Consider the following 19,131-nt stretch of genomic DNA (forward strand, 5'->3'; position numbering starts at 1 on the left):
GACATGGGGTGCGGGACAGACAAAGTAGTCTTGAGCCCATGCCTGAACGCCGTACCGTCGCACTAGTCACTCTCGGCTGCGCCCGTAACGAGGTGGACTCGGAGGAGCTCGCAGGCCGTTTGGAGGCGGACGGCTGGCAGCTCGTCGAGGACGCCGGGGACGCCGATGTCGCCGTGGTCAACACCTGTGGGTTCGTCGAAGCCGCCAAGAAGGACTCGGTCGACGCCCTCCTGGAGGCCAACGACCTCAAGGACCACGGCAGAACCCAGGCCGTCGTGGCGGTGGGCTGCATGGCCGAGCGGTACGGCAAGGAACTGGCCCAGGCGCTGCCCGAGGCCGACGGCGTGCTCGGCTTCGACGACTACGCCGACATCTCCGACCGCCTGCAGACCATCCTGTCCGGTGGCGTCCACGCCGCGCACACCCCGCGCGACCGCCGCAAGCTGCTGCCGATCAGCCCCGCCGAGCGCCAGGAGTCCGCGGCCGCCGTCGCCCTGCCCGGCCACGGCCCGACCGACCTCCCGGACGGCCTCGCGCCCGCCTCCGGCCCGCGCGCGCCCCTGCGCCGCCGGCTGGGCGGCTCCCCGGTCGCCTCGGTCAAGCTCGCCTCCGGCTGCGACCGGCGCTGCTCCTTCTGCGCCATCCCGTCCTTCCGCGGCTCCTTCATCTCCCGCCGCCCCAGCGACGTCCTCAACGAGACCCGCTGGCTGGCCGAGCAGGGTGTGAAGGAGGTCATGCTCGTCTCCGAGAACAACACCTCCTACGGCAAGGACCTGGGCGACATCCGCCTGCTGGAGTCCCTGCTGCCGGAGCTGGCCGAGGTCGACGGCATCGAGCGGGTGCGGGTCAGCTACCTCCAGCCCGCCGAGATGCGCCCCGGTCTGATCGACGTGCTGACCTCCACCCCGAAGGTCGTGCCGTACTTCGACCTGTCCTTCCAGCACTCCGCGCCGAACGTGCTGCGCGCCATGCGCCGCTTCGGTGACACCGACCGCTTCCTGGAGCTGCTGGACACCATCCGCGGCAAGGCCCCCGAGGCCGGTGTCCGCTCCAACTTCATCGTCGGCTTCCCCGGCGAGACCGAGGCCGACCTCGCCGAGCTGGAGCGCTTCCTGACCGGCGCCCGCCTCGACGCCATCGGCGTCTTCGGCTACTCCGACGAGGAGGGCACGGAGGCGGCCACGTACGACACCAAGGTCGACGAGGACGTCGTCGCCGAGCGCCTCGCCCACATCTCCCGGCTCGCCGAGGAACTCGTCTCGCAGCGCGCCGAGGAGCGCCTCGGGGAAACCGTGCGCGTCCTGGTGGAGTCCGTCGACGGCGAGGACGGGGTGTACGGCCGCGCCGCGCACCAGGCCCCGGAGACGGACGGCCAGGTGCTGCTCACGAGCGGCGAGGGTCTCGCCGTGGGACGTATCGTCGAGGCCAAGGTGGTCGGCACCGAGGGGGTCGACCTGGTGGCCGAGCCGCTTCCGGGCTCGTCGGTGGACAGTTCGATGGGCAGCGAGGAGGCGGCCAGATGACCGGAGTCCCGGCATCCGCCTCGGGCGGCTCCTCCGGCGCGCCCAGCGCACCGGAGCAGCCCGCCGACGGCGCTCCGGAGGTCTCCGGCCCGGCCGCCGCGCTGGAGGCGCGGCACCCGCGCGGCGGCAAGCTCGCCGCGGCGGCCGTCAACCAGGCCAGCGTCTGGAACGTCGCCAACCTGCTCACCATGCTCCGGCTGGTCCTGGTGCCGGGCTTCGTGGCCCTGCTGCTCGCCGACGGCGGCTACGACCCGGCCTGGCGCTCCTTCGCTTGGGCGGCCTTCGCCGTCGCCATGATCACCGACCTGTTCGACGGGCATCTGGCCCGCACCTACAACCTGGTCACCGACTTCGGGAAGATCGCCGACCCGATAGCGGACAAGGCGATCATGGGCGCGGCGCTGATCTGCCTGTCCTACCTGGGCGACCTGCCCTGGTGGGTGACGGCGGTCATCCTGGGCCGGGAACTCGGCATCACCCTGCTGCGTTTCGTGGTCATCCGGTACGGCGTCATCCCGGCCAGCCGGGGCGGCAAGCTGAAGACGCTCACCCAGGGCATCGCGGTCGGCATGTACGTACTGGCGCTGACCGGCTGGCTCGCCACCCTGCGGTTCTGGGTGATGGCGGCCGCGGTCGTCCTCACGGTCGTCACCGGTCTCGACTATGTGAGACAGGCCATGGTGCTGCGCCGCCGGGGAATCGCGGAGCGGGCGGCGGCGTTGGAAGAGCGAGAAGCGTGAACCCCACGACCATCGAGCTGGTGCGGCTACTCACGGTGAACGGCGAGACCCTCGCCGTCGCCGAGTCGCTCACCGGTGGTCTGGTCGCCGCCGAGCTCACCTCGGTCCCCGGTGCCTCCCGGGTGTTCCGGGGTTCGGTCACCGCCTACGCCACCGAGCTGAAGCACGAGCTCCTCGGCGTCGACGCCGGGCTGCTGGCCCGGTCCGGCGCGGTGGACCCGCAGGTCGCGGCCCAGATGGCGGCCGGTGTACGCAAGGCCCTCGGCGCCGACTGGGGCATCGCCACCACCGGGGTGGCCGGGCCCGATCCGCAGGACGAGCAACCGGTCGGCACGGTCTTCGTGGCGGTCGACGGACCCTTCCGGCAGGGCTCGCTTTCCGCCCCCGGCGGAAAAGTGGAGGCCCTGCGGTTGAACGGCGGCCGGGCGGAAATTCGTATGGAGAGTGTACGGAGCGTACTGGCACTGCTTCTGCGGGAGCTTGTGGGCGAACAGACCGCGAATGAGCGGGCACAGGATACGGAACGGAACGGGGGGTTTTGATGTTTGCAGCCCTGAGTGAACACGACATCGCTCCCCGCACGGCCGCGGCGCGAGGCGGTACGGTGGGGCGAGAAGGATGCGGCTACGCGGTCCGAGGAGGGAGCCACCGATGATTCTGCTCCGTCGCCTGCTGGGTGACGTGCTGCGTCGGCAGCGCCAGCGCCAGGGCCGTACTCTGCGCGAAGTCTCCTCGTCCGCCCGGGTCTCACTTGGCTATCTCTCCGAGGTGGAGCGGGGGCAGAAGGAGGCTTCCTCCGAGCTGCTCTCCGCGATCTGCGACGCGCTGGACGTACGGATGTCGGTGCTCATGCGTGAGGTGAGTGACGAACTGGCACTCGCCGAGCTGGCCCAGTCCGCCGCGGCCAACGACGGCGTCCCGGCGCCGGTCCGGCCGATGCTGGGCTCCGTGTCGGTGACCGGTGTGCCACCGGAACGGGTGACCATCAAGGCACCCGCCGAAGCGGTGGACGTGGTCGCCGCGTGACCTGCGCGCACGCTGCCTAGCGCCCGATGGCTGTAAGCCCCGGCCGGGCCTCCCTGGACTCTCCAGGTGAGGCCCGGCCGGGGCTTTTACGCTCGGACCAGCGGCCTTGTGTGGGTTTGCTCCGTTTGCCCGGTACGGGCCGCCCGGTCATGGTGAGAGGGACCCGAAGCCCGCCGAGGATCTGAGGACAGCGGATGTACGTGGTGAAGAGTCCCCTTCCCGAGGCCGATCTGAAGACCGTCTCCGAGGCCCTGCAAGGGGCGCTCGTGGACTTGGTCGACCTCTCGCTGGTCGCCAAGCAGATCCACTGGAACGTGGTCGGGCCACGCTTCCGGTCCGTCCACCTCCAGCTGGACGAGGTGGTCGTCTCCGCGCGGACCGCCTCCGACCTGGTGGCCGAGCGTTCCTCGGCGCTGGGCGTCCCGCCGGACGGACGGGCGTCCACGGTCGCCTCCGGCACCGGCATCACGGTCCCTCCGGCCGGCTGGATCAAGGACACGGACGCGGTCGCCGGGATGGTCGCCGCCCTCGGCGCGGTCATCGGCCGGATGCGGGAGCGGGTGAACGCCACCGGCGACGCCGATCCAGTGTCCCAGGACATGTTCATCCAGATCACGGGCGACCTCGAGAAACACCATTGGATGTTCCAGGCCGAGACCGCATGAGAGAGGCGGGTTCCCGGACCGGCCTGGCGGACAGTCGTCCGCCCGGTGCCGCTCCGGTGAGCCCTTCGGTGCGCCTTCCGCGGGTGGCAGGCGGTGTTCTTGGCTTCCGGCTGGAGGTGACGGGTCCATGAACGGGCGAATAGTGCGCTGGGGGGCAGGTCTGGGGTTCGGCGCGGTGTGGTGGTGGGCGGTGCTGCGGCTGACCCTGGGGGACGGTGCGGGGGTGCTGGAGGGGTCCGTGGTGCTCGGTGGGTGGGGGCTGGGGGTGCTGCCGGTGCACTGTGTGGCCAAGGAGCGGGCCGAGGGGGCCGTGCGGACGGGGCGGTGGCGCGAGGCTTGGCGGGGCAGCGGGGAGGGTGCCGGGGAGGGTGAAGGGGCGGAGGCGGGTGCCGGGGTCACTCGTTCGGGTGAAGCGGGGGCGGGGTGACGGGGGCTGCTTCGGGTGGGGTGGGGGGTGGGGTTTGCATTCGCGGAGTGCGGAGTGCGGAGTGCGGAGTGCGGGGTGCGGGGTGCGGGTTCCGGCTCCCGGCTTCCGGTCTTCTGCTTTCGGTTTCTGGCCTCCGGCTCATCGCTCCCGGCTCGCGAGGGTCAGCCCGTGGGGCGGGGGTAGCGCTCCCGCCGGCGCTGGGCGGTGCCGGGGGCGGGTGTGGGACCGCTCTGGCAGGTGGGGCACCAGTAGGTGGGGCGGTCCTGGACGCCGTCGCCCTGGTCGGCCACGCGTACCCGGGTGCGGCAGCGCAGGCAGGGGCGGGAGGCGCGGCCGTAGACGTAGAGGTCGTTCCGGGGCAGGCCGGTGGTCTGACGGTTCGGGCGGGCCCGGTTGACCTCCAGTAGGCGCTGGGCGACGCCGGGGAGCTGGGCGGCGCGGTCCGGGGGGAGCGAGCCGACGGGGAGCCAGGGGGTCACGCCGAGCAGGAAGCACAGCTCGCTCTTGTAGACGTTGCCGATCCCGGCGAGATTGCGCTGGTCGAGCAGGGCCTCGCCGAGGGCGCGGTCCGGGTCGGCGTACAGGTTGGCGAGGGCGAGCTTCGGGTCCCAGTCCGGGCCGAGGAGGTCGGGGCCCAGATGACCCACGACGCTCTCCTCGTCCTCGGTGCGCAGCAGCTCCAGCACCGACAGGCGGTAGCCCACGGCCATCCGGTCGTCGGCGCCCAGCACGACGCGGATCTGGTGTCCGGCGCCGCCCCGCCAGCGTTCGCCGGGGCCGTACACCTTCCAGGCGCCCTCCATCCGCAGATGCGTGTGGAGGGTCAGGCCGCCCTCGAAGCGGGTCAGCAGGTGCTTGCCGCGTGGGGCGGTGTTCAGCACGGTGCGGCCGGTCAGGTCGACCACGGCGTACTGCGGCACCCGGAAGTCGCTGTGGGTCAGCACCCGGCCCGCGAGCGCGTCATGCAGCCGCTTCGCGGTCTGCCACACCGTGTCACCTTCGGGCATGCGTCCAGGGTGCCACGGCTCGGGGGCCTTCTCCGGTCGCCGGGCTCAGGCGCGCAGGCGCAGGCCGCGTGGGGTCGCTATGAACCCGGTGCCCTCCAGCAGGGTGCCCAGGGGGGAGGTCAGTGCCGCGGTGCCGTTGATCCGCTCGACGGTGACCGTGCCCAGGGAGCCCGCGCGGGCGGCCGCCGCCAGGGCCTCCGCGGCGGCGCGCAGGCGGGGGTCGTCGGTCGCGGTGCCGTCCGGGTCGGCGGGCCACGCCAGCAGGGACTTGCCGCCGCGCTCCATGTAGAGGGTCAGCTCGCCCTCCACCAGGACGACCAGGGAGCCCGCCTTGCGGCCCGGCTTGTGCCCGGCACCGGTGGGCGACTCCGGCCAGGGCAGGGCGGCGCCGTACGCGTTGGCGGGGTCGGCGGCGGCGAGGACCACCGCCTTGGAGTCCGGGGTGGTGTCCCGCACGCGCGGGCCGTAACTCCGGCTCACGGGGGAGCCGTAGCCCGAGCCGCCGCGCGGGCCACCCTGGCCGGGGGAGGCGTACGGGTCGGGGATGGTCGCCGGGCCGAAGGGGCGCGGGAGGCCGCCGTCGTCGCCGTCCCGGGGCGGCCAGGTGAAGTCGCCGTCGAGGTTCGGGTGGGCGAGGGCGCCGGAGGAGGAGTCGAACGCGTCGGATGCGGCGTGGCCGTCGCCGTTGCCGGGGAACGGCGGGAGGCTGCCGTCGCCCGCCGCGACCGGAGCGGGCACCACGCGCTCGCCCCGGTCGCGGGCGTTGGACACCGCGCGGAGCCGGTCCACCGCGCCGTCCATGGCGAACTGGGCGGCACCCAGCCCCTCGACCACATAGCCGCGCCGCGCCTGGCCGCTCTCCTCGAACACGGACAGCACCCGGTACACCGCCGAGAAGCCGCCCTCCACGCCCTCCGCGCCCACGGCGCCCCGGGTCACGACGCCGTGCCGGTCCAGCAGGGCGCGCGCCCGCGCGTGGGCGCGCACGGTGGCGTCCGGCTCGGGCACCGGCAGCAGCGACCAGCGGCCGCCGACGGTCGGCGGCCCGGACCGGGACGCGGCGCGGGCGGCGGCGGTCAGGGAGCCGTAACGCCCGCGCGGGACATTGCGTTTGGCGCGGTGGGCCGTCGCCCCGGCCGTACGGCCCGAACCCAGCAGGGCGCGCATCGGTGCCAGGGTGTCGTTGGTGAGCCGTCCCGACCAGGCCAGGTCCCACAGGGCGTCGGCGAGGTGCGCGTCGCTCGCCTCGGGGTGCGTGGTGGCGCGGACCTGGTCCGCGATCTGACGGAAGAACAGGCCGTACCCGCCGGACAGCGTGTCCAGGATCGACTGGTGGAGCGGGCTCAGCTCCAGGGGGTGCGGGGGCGGCAGGAGCAGGGGCGCGGTGTCCGCGAGGTACAGCGAGACCCAGCCGTCCTTGCCGGGCAGCGAGCCCGCCCCGGCCCACACGACCTCGCCCGCGGCGGTGAGTTCGTCCAGCATCGACGGCTTGTAGTCCGTCACGCGGGAGGGCAGCACCAGCTTCTCCAGCGCGGAGGCGGGCACCGAGGCACCCTGCAACTGCTCGATGGCGCGCACCAGTCCATCGGTGCCGCGCAGCGCGTGCCCCTTGCCGATGTGCTGCCACTGCGGCAGGAACTGCGCCAGCGCGGCGGGCGGCACCGGCTCCAGCTCGTGCCGCAGCGCGGCCAGCGAACGGCGGCGCAGCCTACGCAGCACCGTCGCGTCGCACCACTCCTGGCCGATGCCCGCCGGATGGAACTCGCCCTGGACGACCCGGCCGCTGCCCGCCAGTCGCTGGAGGGCGCCCTCGGTGACCGCGACGCCCAGACCGAAGCGGGCGGCGGCGGCCGTCGAGGTGAAGGGGCCGTGGGTGCGGGCGTAGCGCGCGAGGAGGTCACCGAGCGGGTCCTTGACCGGCTCGGTGAACGCCTCGGGGACGCCCACCGGCAGCGCGGTCCCCAGCGCGTCGCGCAGACGCCCCGCGTCCTCGATGGCGGCCCAGTGGTCCTCGCCCGCGACCCGGACCTTGATGACGCGCCGGGCGGCGGCCAGCTCCCGCGCCCACTCGGGCTCGGCGCCCCGCCCGGCCAGCTCGGCGTCGGTCAGCGGGCCCAGCAGCCGGAGCAGGTCGGCGACGCTCTCCGGGTCCTTGGCGCGACGGTCCTCGGTGAGCCACTGGAGTTCGCGCTCCAGCTCGGTCAGCACCTCGGCGTCGAGCAGCTCCCGCAGCTCCGCCTGGCCCAGCAGCTCGGCCAGCAGCCGGGAGTCCAGGGAGAGCGCGGCGGCACGGCGCTCGGCGAGCGGGGAGTCGCCCTCGTAGAGAAACTGGGCGACGTAACCGAACAGCAGGGAGCGGGCGAACGGGGACGGTTCGGGGGTGGTGACCTCGACCAGGCGGACCTTGCGGGACTCGATGTCGCCCATCAGCTCGACCAGGCCGGGCACGTCGAACACGTCCTGAAGGCATTCGCGGATCGCCTCCAGGACGATCGGGAACGACCCGAACTCGCTCGCCACCTCAAGCAGTTGGGCCGCGCGCTGACGCTGCTGCCACAGCGGGGTGCGCTTGCCGGGGTTGCGGCGCGGCAGCAGGAGCGCGCGGGCGGCGCACTCCCGGAACCGCGCCGCGAACAGGGCGGAGCCGCCCACCTGGTCGGTGACGACCTGGTCGACGTCACCCTTGTCGAAGGCGACGTCGGCGGCGCCGACCGGGGCCTGATCGCCGTCGTACTCCGCACCGGCCTTGGCGGGGCTCTGGTCCAGCAGGTCCAGGCCCATCAGGTCGGCGTCGGGCAGGCGCAGCACGATGCCGTCGTCGGCGTGCATGACCTGGGCGTCCATGCCGTACCGCTCGGAGAGGCGGGCGCCGAGCGCCAGCGCCCACGGGGCGTGCACCTGGGCGCCGAAGGGGGAGTGGATCACGACCCGCCAGTCGCCCAGCTCGTCGCGGAAGCGCTCCACGACGATGGTGCGGTCGTCCGGGACGTGCCCGCACGCCTCGCGCTGCTCGTCGAGGTAGGCCAGGACGTTGTCCGCCGCCCACGCGTCCAGGCCCGCGGTGAGCAGGCGCAGCCGGGCGTCCTCCTCGGACAGCGAACCGACCTCGCGCAGGAACGCACCGACCGCGCGGCCGAGTTCGAGCGGGCGGCCCAGCTGGTCGCCCTTCCAGAACGGGAGCCGACCCGGCACGCCCGGTGCGGGGGAGACCAGGACCCGATCGCGGGTGATGTCCTCGATGCGCCAGGAACTCGTGCCCAGCGTGAAGACGTCGCCCACGCGGGACTCGTACACCATCTCCTCGTCCAGCTCGCCGACCCGGCCGCCGCCCTTCTTCGGGTCGGACCCGGCGAGGAACACCCCGAACAGGCCCCGGTCGGGGATCGTGCCGCCGGAGGTGACGGCGAGCCGCTGGGCGCCGGGCCTGCCGCTGATGGTGCCGGCGACGCGGTCCCACACCACGCGGGGGCGCAGTTCCGCGAACGCGTCCGACGGATAGCGGCCCGCGAGCATGTCCAGGGTGGCGGTGAACGCGGACTCGGGGAGCGAGGCGAAGGGTGCCGCGCGGCGCACGGTGGCCAGCAGGTCGTCGAACTGCCAGGTGTCCAGCGCGGTCATGGCGACGAGCTGCTGGGCCAGGACGTCCAGCGGGTTGGACGGCACGCGCAGCGACTCGATGCCGCCCGAGCGCATCCGCTCGGTGACCACGGCCGCCTGCACCAGGTCGCCCCGGTACTTGGGGAAGACCACACCGGTGGAGACTGCGCCCACCTGGTGTCCCGCGCGGCCCACGCGCTGGAGGCCGGAGGCGACCGAGGGCGGGGACTCGACCTGGACGACCAGGTCGACGGCGCCCATGTCGATGCCCAGCTCCAGGCTGGACGTGGCCACCACGGCGGGCAGCCGCCCGGCCTTCAGGTCCTCCTCGACCAGTGAGCGCTGCTCCTTGGAGACCGAGCCGTGGTGCGCGCGGGCGATCACCTGCGGGGCGCCCTGGGCCGCGCCCGAGCCGCCCATCAGCTCGGCCGGGGAGTGGTGCTCGTCCAGCTTCTCGCCGGTGGCGCGCTCGTAGGCGATCTCGTTGAGCCGGTTGCACAGCCGCTCCGCCAGGCGGCGCGAGTTGGCGAACACGATGGTCGAGCGGTGCGACTGGACCAGGTCGGCGATCTTCTCCTCGACATGCGGCCAGATCGAGGGCTTCTCCGCCTTGTCGTCGCCGTCGGCCGCGGGGGCGCCGCCCAGCTCGCCCATGTCCTCGACGGGCACGACCACCGACAGGTCGAACTCCTTGCCCGACTCGGGCTGGACGATCTCCACCTTGCCCCGGGGCGAGAGATAGCGGGCCACCTCGTCCACCGGACGCACGGTCGCCGACAGGCCGATCCGGCGCGCGGGCTTCGGCAGCAGCTCGTCCAGCCGCTCCAGGGACAGCGCGAGATGCGCGCCGCGCTTGGTGCCCGCGACCGCGTGCACCTCGTCCAGGATCACGGTCTCGATGCCCGTGAGCGCGTCCCGCGCGGACGAGGTCAGCATCAGGAACAGCGACTCGGGGGTGGTGATCAGGATGTCCGGCGGGCGGGTGACCAGCGCGCGCCGCTCGGCGGGCGGGGTGTCGCCGGAGCGGATGCCCACCTTCACCTCGGGCTCGGGCAGGCCCAGGCGCACGGACTCCTGGCGGATACCGGTCAGCGGGCTGCGCAGGTTGCGCTCGACATCGACCGCGAGCGCCTTCAGCGGGGACACGTACAGCACCCGGCAGCGCTTCTTCGGGTCGGCCGGGGGCGGGGTGGAGGCCAGCTGGTCCAGGGCGGCGAGGAACGCGGCCAGCGTCTTGCCGGAGCCGGTCGGCGCCACCACCAGCGCGTCCGAGCCCTGGTTGATGGCCTGCCACGCGCCCGCCTGAGCCTCGGTGGGCGCGTGGAACGCCCCCGTGAACCATTCGCGGGTCGCGGGGGAGAAGCCTTCGAGGGCCGGGTGGGCGGAACTGACCATGCCTCCATCCTGCACCCGCCCACTGACAATCGGGCTGACCTGGGTAAACGGGACGGACCGGGGCGTGCGGCGGCCGGCGGCCGTGGCCGACAATGGGTGCATGGCGGGTTCAGGGGAGCGGGCACGGCACTGGCGGTACGCGGAACTGCCGGGCGTCGACCTGCTCCGCGCCCGCTACATCCGCAAGACCTTCGTCCGCCACACCCACGAGAACTTCGTGATCGCGGCCATCGCGGACGGCGTCGAGGTCTTCCACCACCAGGGCGCCGACGTGTCCGTGGGCGCGGGCGCCCTCGCGCTGGTCAACCCGGACACCCCGCACACCGGCCGCGCGGGCGTCCCCGAGGGCTGGCGGTACGGCGCGGTGTACCCCTCGCCCGAGGTGGTGGCCCGGATAGCGGCCGAGACGACCACCATCCGGGGGACGCCCGGCTTCGCCGCCCCGATGGTCGACGACCCCTACACCGTCCGCCTCGTCCACCAGGTGCTGCGCGCCGCCGAGGAGGGCAACGCGCTGGCCGCCGACACCCTGCTCAGCGTCGCGGTGACCCGGCTGCTGCGCCTCAACGGCGGCCCGCTGCCCGAGCGCCGCCCCCGCTCGGCCGGAGCGGAAGTCGCCGCACGCGCGCGTGCCGTGCTGGAGGAGCGGATGGCGGAGCCGCCCAGCCTGGAGCACCTCGCCACCGACCTCGGCACCAGCCGCTTCGCCCTGCTGCGGGCCTTCCGGGACGCCTACGGCATGCCCCCGCACACCTGGCTCACCGACGCGCGCGTACGCCGCGCCCGGCTCCTGCTGGACACCGGCACCCCGCCCGCCGAGGCCGCCACTTCGGTCGGCTTCACCGACCAGCCCCACCTCAACCGCCACTTCACCCGGATCGTCGGCGTGCCTCCGGGGGCCTACCAGCGCGAACGCGAGAACGTGAGCGGGCGCAACAACGTACAAGACCCCGCCGGGCGCCCCGCCGTAGCGTCCGGGGCGTGGCACATCGACAGACAGCACTCGCGGACAGGGCCGCCGAGGACGTGGGAAAGCCGGACAGCGCCGTCGTACGGGACGCCCTCGGGGTCGGCGTCGCCGTAGGCCTCTCCGGCTTCGCCTTCGGCGTCACCTCGGCAGGCAGCGGACTCGGACTCCTCCAGACCTGCGCGCTCAGCCTCCTGGTCTTCACGGGCGCCTCCCAGTTCGCCCTGGTGGGGGCGCTCGCGGCCGGTGGCAACCCGTTCACGGCCGCGGCGGGCGCGTTCTTCCTGGGCGTGCGCAACGCGTTCTACGGGCTGCGGCTCTCGCAGCTGCTCGCCCTCCCGCGCGCGTTGCGGCCGTTCGCCGCCCAATGGGTGATCGACGAGACCACCGCCGTCACCGTCGCCCAACCGGACCGGCGTTCCGCGCGGCTCGGCTTCACCGTCACCGGGCTCAGCCTCTACGTGCTGTGGAACCTCACCACCCTGCTCGGCGCGCTCGGCGCGCGGGCCCTCGGGGACACCGACGCCTGGGGGCTGGACGCGGCCGGACCCGCCGTCTTCCTGGCGCTGCTCGCCCCCATGCTGACCACGTTCACCGAACGCGCGGTCGCCGCCCTCGCGGTCCTCCTGGGCCTCGGCCTGCTGCCCGTACTGCCCGCCGGGGCGCCCGTCCTGGTGGCGGCCCTGGCGGCGCCGCTCGCCCTGTTCGTGCAAGGTCTGCGCGCCCGCTCCGCCCAGCGGCCGGACGCCCCCGAGGAGGACCGATGAACACCTGGCTCGCCATCGGCGTCACCGCGCTCGGCTGCTACGCCGTCAAGCTCGTCGGACTCCTCGTCCCCGCGAGCGCCGTGGAACGGCCGCTGGTCAAGAAGCTCGCCGCGCTGCTGCCGGTCGCCCTGCTGGCCGCGCTCACCGCCCAGCAGACCTTCGCCGACGGCCACACCCTCGTCCTGGACGCGCGGGCCGCGGGAGTGGCCGCTGCGGCCGTCGCGCTGCTGCTCCGGGCGCCGTTCCTGGTGGTCGTCGCGGTCGCCGTGGTGGTGACCGCCGGGGTACGCGCCCTGACCGGCTGAGCGCCGGGTCAGCCGACGTAGCGGCCGTACGCCCGGAGGGTGCGCAGCGCCTCGACGGTCACCCCGGCCCGCGCCTCCAGCGCCGGAGCAGGTGCCCACTGGCGCCAACGGACCGGCCAGCCGCCGTCCTCCTGCTGCCCGGCGGCGAGGAAGTCCAGCGAGCGCGCCATCTCCTCGTCCGTGAACCACGCGCGCGCGAGCGAGCCGGGGGTGCGCGCGAAGTCGTGCGGGAAGTGGTGCTCGCCCGGCGCGTAGCCGGGGGCGACGGGGTACGCGTCGAGACGGTCCGGGTCCAGGGCCGCGAGCCGCCGCTCGCGCACCAGGCGGCCGAGCCGGTCGGCGGCCGCCTGCGCACGGGCGCGGTCGGGGGCGGCGTCCAGGAAGGCCACGGCGGCCTCGACCTCGTACGGGTGAGACGCCTCCAGGGCGTCCACGGCCTGCCAGCAGAAGTCGGTCGCCCGGAAGAGCCACGCGTGCCACACCTCGTTGCGGTGCAGCAGCCCCACGACCGGTCCCGTCGCCAGCAGCTCGCTCGGCGGGTCGTCCACCACCGGCACGAAGGGCGCCACCGGATAGCCGCGCTGGCTCGGGCAGACCGCGGGCAGGGCGCCGTCCGTGGTGGACACCGAGGTCAGATAGCGGCACACCCGCTCCACCCGCTGCCCACCGCACCGCCCGACCGCGTCCAGCACGTGCAGCGCGCGGGCGGTGTGCAGCGGCTGGCTCAGCGGGCCGCGCAGATCGGGCTCCAGGGCGTGACCGTAACCCCCGTCCTCGTTGCGGTAGGCGTCCAGGGCCCGCTCCACCGGGTCCGCGCCGCCGTTCAGGAAGAGGTGTGCGAAGAGCCGCTGCTCCAGCACCCGCGCGGTGAGCCAGACGAAGCGCTCCGCGCGGAACAGGGGGGAGTGCGCCGGGGGCACGGAGGGGAGTGAGGGAGCACCTGATTCGGCCATGGACCAGACCGTAGGGCCACCGGCGGCCCCCGAGAACGGTCCCGGACACTCCCGCCCCCCGAGGCGGGATACTTGCGGCATGCGGTTGACGGTTTTCTGGCAGCGGATGGCGGCACACTTCGGTCCGGGGTACGCCGACTCCTTCGCGCGCGATCACATCATGTCCGAGCTGGGCGGACGGACGGTGCACCAGGCACTGGACGCCGGATGGGACGCCAAGGACGTGTGGCGTGTGGTGTGCACCGTGATGGACGTGCCGGGGGAGAAGCGCTGAGTGACGTTCGTCGCGCGGTGGCGAACGGGGTCGGCCGAAAGACGGGGGCGAAATACGCGTACCGCCCGTCCCCCGGTCGACGGACGAGCCGACGGGTGTGTTGACGGACACATACCGAGTCGGTCACCGAGGCCCTCGGACGGTCCGGGCTGTCGGTGGCGTGGGTGAGACTTGGCGCGTGGCACGCATCGACGACATCGAGCCGACCGACCCGCAGACGGAACCTCCGGCCGGGGCGGCGACCTCCGCTGCCGGTACGCCGCCGCGCGAGCCCGCCGCCGGTGCCCTCGCGGGTGCCCGGATGCCGCGCTGGCTGCCACGCGCCATGGTGCTCGCGCTCACGCTGGTCGCCCTGTTCCAACTGGGGAGCTGGGCCTTCCACGAGCTGACCGGGCTCCTCCTCAACATCCTGATCGCGTTCTTCCTGGCGCTCGCCATAGAGCCCGCCGTCAGTCGCATGTCCGCGCGCGGGATGCGCCGGGGGCTCGCCACCTTCCTGGTCTTCCTCAGTCTGGCCGTCGTCACCGCGGGCTTCTTCACCCTGCTCGGCTCGATGCTCGCGGGCCAGATCATCAAGATGATCGAGGGATTCCCCGAGTACCTCGACTCCGTCATCAACTGGGTCAACCACACCTTCCACCTGAAGGTGCGCCGGGTCGACGTCCAGGAGGGCCTGCTCCACTCCGACTGGCTGCGCAAATACGCGCAGAGCAGCGCGGCAGGCGTCCTCGACGTGTCCACGCAGGTGCTCGGCGGGCTCTTCCGGCTCCTCACCGTCGGCCTGTTCTCGTTCTACTTCGCCGCCGACGGCCCCCGGCTGCGCCGCGCCCTGTGCTCGGTGCTGCCGCCCGCGCGGCAGGCCGAGGTGCTGCGCGCCTGGGAGATCGCCGTCGACAAGACCGGCGGGTACATCTACTCGCGCGGCCTGATGGCGCTCATCTCCGGCATCGCGCACTACATCCTGCTCCAGGCCCTCGGCGTGCCCTACGCGCCCGTGCTCGGCGTCTGGGTCGGCCTCGTCTCGCAGTTCGTCCCGACCATCGGCACCTATCTCGCGGGCGCGCTGCCGATGCTGATCGCGTTCACCGTGGCGCCCTGGTACGCGGTGTGGGTGCTGGTCTTCGTCGTGATCTACCAGCAGTTCGAGAACTACATGCTCCAGCCGAAGCTGACGTCCAAGACCGTCGACATCCACCCGGCCGTCGCCTTCGGCTCGGTCATCGCCGGCACCGCCCTGCTCGGCGCGGTAGGCGCCCTGATCGCCATCCCGGCGGTGGCCACGCTCCAGGCGTTCCTGGGGGCGTACGTCAAGCGGTACACGGTCACGGACGACCCGCGCGTCCACGGCCACCGACTGCGTCGGCAGGGGCGCCCGGACGGGTTCATCCGCCTCCGCCTGGGGCGGCCGCGGGCTCCTGAGTCGGATTCCGAGGGCTCGGTCTAGGGCCTGTCGCGAAAGTCCCGTCGTCCGCCCCTAGCCCGGTTCCCGTGCGGTGCGGGCGCGGCGGTGGGCCGCCACCCGCTCTCGGGTGGCGCAGCGGCGGGAGCAGTAGCGGCGGGGTGGGCCGCTGCCCTGGGTGACGTAGACGTTGTCGCAGCCGGGGGAGTCGCAGGTGCCGCCCGGCGGGCGTTGGCGGTCCCAAACGAGGACGGTGAGCGCCATGCAGGAGGACGCGAGGAACCACTCGTCCCAGGGAGCGTCGTCGGCGCGGTCCAGGTGGGGGTGCCAGGGGGCGGTGCCGTCGTGCGAGGACAGCCGGAGCGGGCCCGTGTGCTCGCACAGCAGGCGGTTGAGGGCCGACGCGGCGGCGTCGGTGTCCTCGGCGGCGAACACCTCCCGCAGCCTGGCTGCCGCCACGCGCATCGCGGTGACCTCGTGCGGGGAGAGGTCGATGGGGTCCGCCTCGCCGTACGCGCGGAGCACGGCGGCCACATCGGCCGGGTCGGGGTGGTCATCGGCGAGGGCGTTGACCAGGGCGGCTGTGCGCTGGGCCGTAGCCAGCACGGAATGCCGGGTGGACCAGTCTTCGGGCATGGAGGACACGGGCGGAATGTAACGCATATTGCGGAGTTTTGAGTTACCTCCGTAACGTCATCGAGGTGATGAGGCGTTACGCGCTTGCTTCCTACCTGGCCGGTGCGCTGGCCGCCCGCACCGGGGACGACATGTCCGGTCCGGCCCTGATGCTTGCCGGGTTCGCCCTCACGGGCTCGGCCACCGCCGCCTCCGCCCTGCTCGCGGGGATCACCGTCTCCGCCGTGGCGGGCGGCCCGGTGCTCGGCGCCCTCCTCGACCGGGCGGAACGGCCGGGGCGCCTGCTCGCCGGGGCGATCGCCCTGTACGGCGGAGGACTGGGGCTGATCATGCTCGGGCTCGGCCGAGTGCCGTTCACCGCCACGCTCGCGCTCGCCGTGGCGACCGGGCTGGTGGGGCCCGCTCTCGCGGGAGGCTGGACCGCACAGCTTCCTCGGGTGGTCCTCGGGGGCCCGTCGGCGCGGGCGAACACCCTCGACGCGATGACGTTCGGCGCGGCGAGCCTCGCCGGTCCGGCGCTGGCCGGGGGCGTCGCGGAGATGCTGGGCGCGCCCACTGCCGTGGTTGTCGCCGGAGTGCTGATCGGGCTGGCGGTGCCTTCGGCCTGGCGGTTGCCCGGGGTGTCCGGCCGGGAGGCGGGGGCAGTGGCCGGTGACCTCGCCGCTGGAGCGCGCTTCGTCCTGCGGAACCCGGCACTGGCGCGGGCGACCTTCACCTCGGTCGGCTGCTGCGCGGCCCAGGGCATGTTGACGGCCTGCGTTCCGTTGCTGGGCGAGCGGGTGCTGGGCGGGGCCGCGCGGGGAGCGGCGCTGCTCTCCTGTGTCGCGGCATCCGGCCTGGTGGCCAACGCCGTGCTCGCGCGCAGGGTGCTCATGGCCCCGGACGCCCTCGTCCGGATCGGCGCCCTGGTGCAGGCGGTCGCCCTGGCTCTGGCGGCATCGGGCCGACCGGCCGCGCTCCTCGTGGCCGCGCTGCTGGTCGGCGCCGGTGAGGGGCCGCAACTGACAGCCCTGTTCGCCGTCCGCCACCGGGAGTCCCCGGACCATCTGCGCGGCCAGATCTTCACCACCGGTGCCAGCTTGAAGATCACGGGCTTCGCCCTGGGCGCCGGTCTTGCCGGACCGGTCGCGGCGCGGTCCCCGTCGGGCGCCTTGCTGGTGGCGTCGGGGATTGCCGCTGTGGCCTGCGTCAGTGTTCCGGCGCGGCGGTGAGTGCCTGGAGGCGGTTTCGGAGGGCTTCGTCCTCGTGGATGATGGCGGTCTGGACTCCCGAGCGGATCACGCGGGCGTCGCTATGGGCGAGGGCCGCCAGTCTGTGCGGCTGCTCGCCGGTCATGCCGGTCGTACCGAGGGCTTCCAGGGCGTCACAGGCGCCCATCGCGTCGGCATCCGACTCGGCCGACCGCAGGGCGGCCTCGGTGAGTGCGGCGCGGTCCAGCGAGGCGGGTTCCGCCACGGCCAGGAGCGCCAGTACGGCGGCCGGTGCCTGCGCGGGATCGTCGAGGACCGCCGTCAGCCGGGGGACGAGCGGGCGCCCCGCCGGACCGAGGAGCGCCGCCGCGCGGGCGGCCCGCACGACCGACCACCGGGACCAGGCGTTCTGTCCGGCGCGGGTGAAGACCGAGTCGAGAACGGCGGTCACCTCGTCCGCTTCCCCCGTGACACGCCAGAGGGCCTCGGCGAGAGCGGTGTCCGCGTCCAGCGCGGGTGTGGTGTCGCCGGATGAGCCGCTGAGCGCCGTGCGGAGGGCCGGTATCAGCGGCGCTCCCTGAGCACCGAGTGCGCCGGTGGCCAGGGCGGCGTCCCTGAGCTCACGGGCACCGCCCCGGAGTGCCTCTTCGAGGCGGCCCAGCAGGGGCGCGGGCTCGCCGATGAGGTCGTACAGCGCCTGCGCCGCTGGGAGGGACCCTTGCTCGGCCGCCGCCCGCAACGTCGTGACGGCCGCGCCGCGTTCCCCCGGCGCGCAGTCGGCGGCGATGGCCGCTACCGTCCGGGCGGCCAAGGGGAAGTGGGGGAGCGCCGCGCACAGCTCGGGGAGTGCCGGTGCCGCGTCGGCACCCCAGTTCCTCAGCAAGGTCATGAGGTGCCAGGGCTCGTTACCGCACAGGCTCTCGGGCCGGGAGAGGCGATCCCGCACCGCGTCGAGGAGGCCGTCGTCGTACGGGAGGGCGAAGTCGGCCGGTGCGCGGGTACCGGCGGCGGCGTCGAGGGCCCACGGGCGGCGCCCGAGCCCGGCGGCCAGGAACGGCACCGCCTTCACGGGCGCTACGAGCACGAGCGCGGCCAGGGCCCGGTCCGCGTGGTCGTCGGCCTGGTCCGGGTTCCTCCGGGCGAGGGGGACGAGGACGTCGGCGGCCGGTGCCGCCACGCTGCCCACCCGGCCGAGGAGGGATGCCACGTCGATCACCGATTCCTCGTCGACGACCGCCTCGCACAGGCTGGGTATCAGCCGCGCCGGGGCGCTGCGGGAGAGCATGCAGGCGCAGTCGGCCGCCCACAGCCCTTCGGTCCGCACGTCGGCGCGGTCGCTCCGCAGCGCCGCCTCGACCAGGGCGAACGCCGCCTCGCGCTCCGGTCCATCGCCTCTGCTCAACAGGGCCTTCACGACGGCGGACAGCGGTTCGCCGCGCTCGTGATCGAGGTCGGAGCACAGCGCGTCGGTGGGCAGCAGGGACAGCATCGTCGTGTGCATGGCCCGGGTCCACGGAGCGCCCGCGTCGAGACCGGCGAAGAGGGCGGCCATGAGCACCTCGGCGGGCTGGGACGGCTCCAGGGCGGTGGCGGCCACCGCCGCGCCGGCCTGCGGGTCGAGCCGGGCGAGCGCGGACAGGACCTCCGCGCGCACGGCGGGTACGGACTCCTCCGACCAGCGCGTACGCAGTACGGGGAGGGCGATCCCGGCCGCGCGGGTGTGGGAGACGGCCCAGGCGGCGGCCCGGCGGACGTCCGGCTCGGGCGCGGCCAGTGACGGCAGGAGCAGCGGAAGCTGTTCGGCCACGGCCGCCCGGACCGTGCCCGTCGGCACACCGTGCTCGTCCTCGCTCTCGGCCAGGCCGCCGAGCAGCACCAGGACATCGGCCGTGCGGTGTCCGGCCGCCGCGATCCTGGCGAGGAACGGCGCCACCTCCGCGCTCGCGGCGTAGACCGTCCCCTGGTGCAGCACGCTGCCGTACAGCTCCGACAGGGCTTCGTCCGCCGCGTCCTGGTCGGCGCCGCTCAGCGCCCGGAGCAGGCCGGGGACGTCCTCCGCGCTGCCGTAGGCATGGGAGGAGGCGGGCCAGGGGTGGTCGTCCAGGCCGTCGAGCGGGTGTGCGAGATCCATGCGGCGCATCGTGCCAGGCGGGTCCGACAGTGCCGTCGGTGACGGGGGTGAGTGCCGGGCCGCGTCCGCCCCGCCGAGGCTCCTGAGGTGCTTGACACGAAAATCGAACATCCATTCTCATGGAAGTGC

17 protein-coding genes are annotated in these 19,131 nt (G+C 73.8%); 12 read left to right on the forward strand and 5 right to left on the reverse strand.

The window, feature by feature from the left end; genetic code table 11:
* The first annotated feature begins 38 nt into the window (after positions 1 to 38).
* The 6 genes from rimO to ACIPPM_RS00070 all read left to right on the forward strand — a co-directional run bounded on the left by rimO (position 39) and on the right by ACIPPM_RS00070 (position 4,381).
* On the forward strand, positions 39 to 1,523 hold the full coding sequence (gene rimO / locus ACIPPM_RS00045) for a 30S ribosomal protein S12 methylthiotransferase RimO (RefSeq protein ID WP_401441646.1): 1,485 nt from the start codon (positions 39 to 41) through the stop codon (positions 1,521 to 1,523).
* A complete protein-coding gene (gene pgsA, locus ACIPPM_RS00050; protein ID WP_401441647.1) occupies positions 1,520 to 2,263 on the forward strand; it encodes a CDP-diacylglycerol--glycerol-3-phosphate 3-phosphatidyltransferase in 744 nt (247 codons plus the stop codon). Before rimO ends, pgsA begins: the two co-directional genes overlap by 4 nt.
* Positions 2,260 to 2,805, forward strand: coding sequence for a CinA family protein (locus ACIPPM_RS00055; RefSeq protein WP_401441648.1), 546 nt, complete (start codon positions 2,260 to 2,262; stop codon positions 2,803 to 2,805). The genes pgsA and ACIPPM_RS00055 overlap by 4 nt, the downstream gene beginning before the upstream one ends.
* A gap of 109 nt (positions 2,806 to 2,914) precedes the next feature.
* Positions 2,915 to 3,289, forward strand: a complete 375-nt coding sequence (locus ACIPPM_RS00060; RefSeq protein WP_393592580.1) for a helix-turn-helix domain-containing protein — start codon at positions 2,915 to 2,917, stop codon at positions 3,287 to 3,289.
* A 194-nt stretch (positions 3,290 to 3,483) separates the two neighbouring features.
* Positions 3,484 to 3,954: a Dps family protein gene (locus ACIPPM_RS00065; RefSeq protein WP_393601696.1), complete on the forward strand. Its 471-nt coding sequence runs from the start codon at positions 3,484 to 3,486 to the stop codon at positions 3,952 to 3,954.
* 127 nt (positions 3,955 to 4,081) lie between these two features.
* Positions 4,082 to 4,381 carry a hypothetical protein gene (locus ACIPPM_RS00070; protein WP_401441649.1) on the forward strand — a complete coding sequence of 100 codons (300 nt, stop codon included), beginning with the start codon at positions 4,082 to 4,084 and terminating at the stop codon, positions 4,379 to 4,381.
* Between the two features lie 161 nt (positions 4,382 to 4,542).
* On the opposite strand, the gene ACIPPM_RS00075 is transcribed toward ACIPPM_RS00070, so the two are convergent.
* Together ACIPPM_RS00075 and ACIPPM_RS00080 are read right to left on the reverse strand one after the other, a co-directional pair.
* The gene (locus ACIPPM_RS00075; protein WP_401441650.1) at positions 4,543 to 5,388 is read right to left on the reverse strand and encodes an Fpg/Nei family DNA glycosylase; all 846 of its coding nucleotides are present in this window, start codon (positions 5,386 to 5,388) and stop codon (positions 4,543 to 4,545) included.
* A 45-nt stretch (positions 5,389 to 5,433) separates the two neighbouring features.
* The gene (locus ACIPPM_RS00080; RefSeq protein WP_401441651.1) at positions 5,434 to 10,380 is read right to left on the reverse strand and encodes an ATP-dependent helicase; all 4,947 of its coding nucleotides are present in this window, start codon (positions 10,378 to 10,380) and stop codon (positions 5,434 to 5,436) included.
* 100 nt (positions 10,381 to 10,480) lie between these two features.
* Between ACIPPM_RS00080 and ACIPPM_RS00085 the strand changes: the two genes are divergently transcribed.
* From ACIPPM_RS00085 to ACIPPM_RS00095, 3 genes are read left to right on the forward strand one after another with little or no spacing between them, the layout of a single operon-like run.
* Positions 10,481 to 11,464 (forward strand): AraC family transcriptional regulator, encoded by a 984-nt coding sequence (locus tag ACIPPM_RS00085; RefSeq protein ID WP_401441652.1) that lies wholly within the window; start codon positions 10,481 to 10,483, stop codon positions 11,462 to 11,464.
* A complete protein-coding gene (locus ACIPPM_RS00090; RefSeq protein ID WP_401441653.1) occupies positions 11,362 to 12,114 on the forward strand; it encodes an AzlC family ABC transporter permease in 753 nt (250 codons plus the stop codon). Before ACIPPM_RS00085 ends, ACIPPM_RS00090 begins: the two co-directional genes overlap by 103 nt.
* A complete protein-coding gene (locus ACIPPM_RS00095; protein ID WP_401441654.1) occupies positions 12,111 to 12,419 on the forward strand; it encodes an AzlD domain-containing protein in 309 nt (102 codons plus the stop codon). Before ACIPPM_RS00090 ends, ACIPPM_RS00095 begins: the two co-directional genes overlap by 4 nt.
* 8 nt (positions 12,420 to 12,427) lie before the next feature.
* On the opposite strand, the gene ACIPPM_RS00100 is transcribed toward ACIPPM_RS00095, so the two are convergent.
* The gene (locus ACIPPM_RS00100; protein ID WP_401441655.1) at positions 12,428 to 13,372 is read right to left on the reverse strand and encodes a hypothetical protein; all 945 of its coding nucleotides are present in this window, start codon (positions 13,370 to 13,372) and stop codon (positions 12,428 to 12,430) included.
* A gap of 79 nt (positions 13,373 to 13,451) precedes the next feature.
* Here ACIPPM_RS00100 and ACIPPM_RS00105 point away from each other — a divergent pair, with 79 nt between their 5' ends.
* On the forward strand, positions 13,452 to 13,646 hold the full coding sequence (locus tag ACIPPM_RS00105) for a DUF3046 domain-containing protein (RefSeq protein ID WP_393592568.1): 195 nt from the start codon (positions 13,452 to 13,454) through the stop codon (positions 13,644 to 13,646).
* A 301-nt stretch (positions 13,647 to 13,947) separates the two neighbouring features.
* Entirely contained in the window at positions 13,948 to 15,090 is a 1,143-nt protein-coding gene (locus ACIPPM_RS00110; RefSeq protein ID WP_401444083.1) for an AI-2E family transporter, read from the forward strand.
* Positions 15,091 to 15,120: 30 nt separating this feature from the next.
* Here the strand turns inward: ACIPPM_RS00110 and ACIPPM_RS00115 are convergent, their stop codons facing one another.
* Positions 15,121 to 15,681 (reverse strand): CGNR zinc finger domain-containing protein, encoded by a 561-nt coding sequence (locus ACIPPM_RS00115; protein WP_401444085.1) that lies wholly within the window; start codon positions 15,679 to 15,681, stop codon positions 15,121 to 15,123.
* A gap of 38 nt (positions 15,682 to 15,719) precedes the next feature.
* Between ACIPPM_RS00115 and ACIPPM_RS00120 the strand changes: the two genes are divergently transcribed.
* The gene (locus tag ACIPPM_RS00120; RefSeq protein ID WP_401441656.1) at positions 15,720 to 16,892 is read left to right on the forward strand and encodes an MFS transporter; all 1,173 of its coding nucleotides are present in this window, start codon (positions 15,720 to 15,722) and stop codon (positions 16,890 to 16,892) included.
* Here ACIPPM_RS00120 and ACIPPM_RS00125 read toward each other — a convergent pair.
* The gene (locus ACIPPM_RS00125; RefSeq protein WP_401441657.1) at positions 16,870 to 19,002 is read right to left on the reverse strand and encodes a hypothetical protein; all 2,133 of its coding nucleotides are present in this window, start codon (positions 19,000 to 19,002) and stop codon (positions 16,870 to 16,872) included. The two genes, ACIPPM_RS00120 and ACIPPM_RS00125, sit on opposite strands and share 23 nt — an antisense overlap.
* Positions 19,003 to 19,131 lie beyond the last annotated feature (129 nt).

Source organism: Streptomyces sp. NPDC090119 (genome assembly GCF_044747085.1).
In the GTDB taxonomy this organism is placed as follows: Bacteria; Actinomycetota; Actinomycetes; order Streptomycetales; family Streptomycetaceae; genus Streptomyces.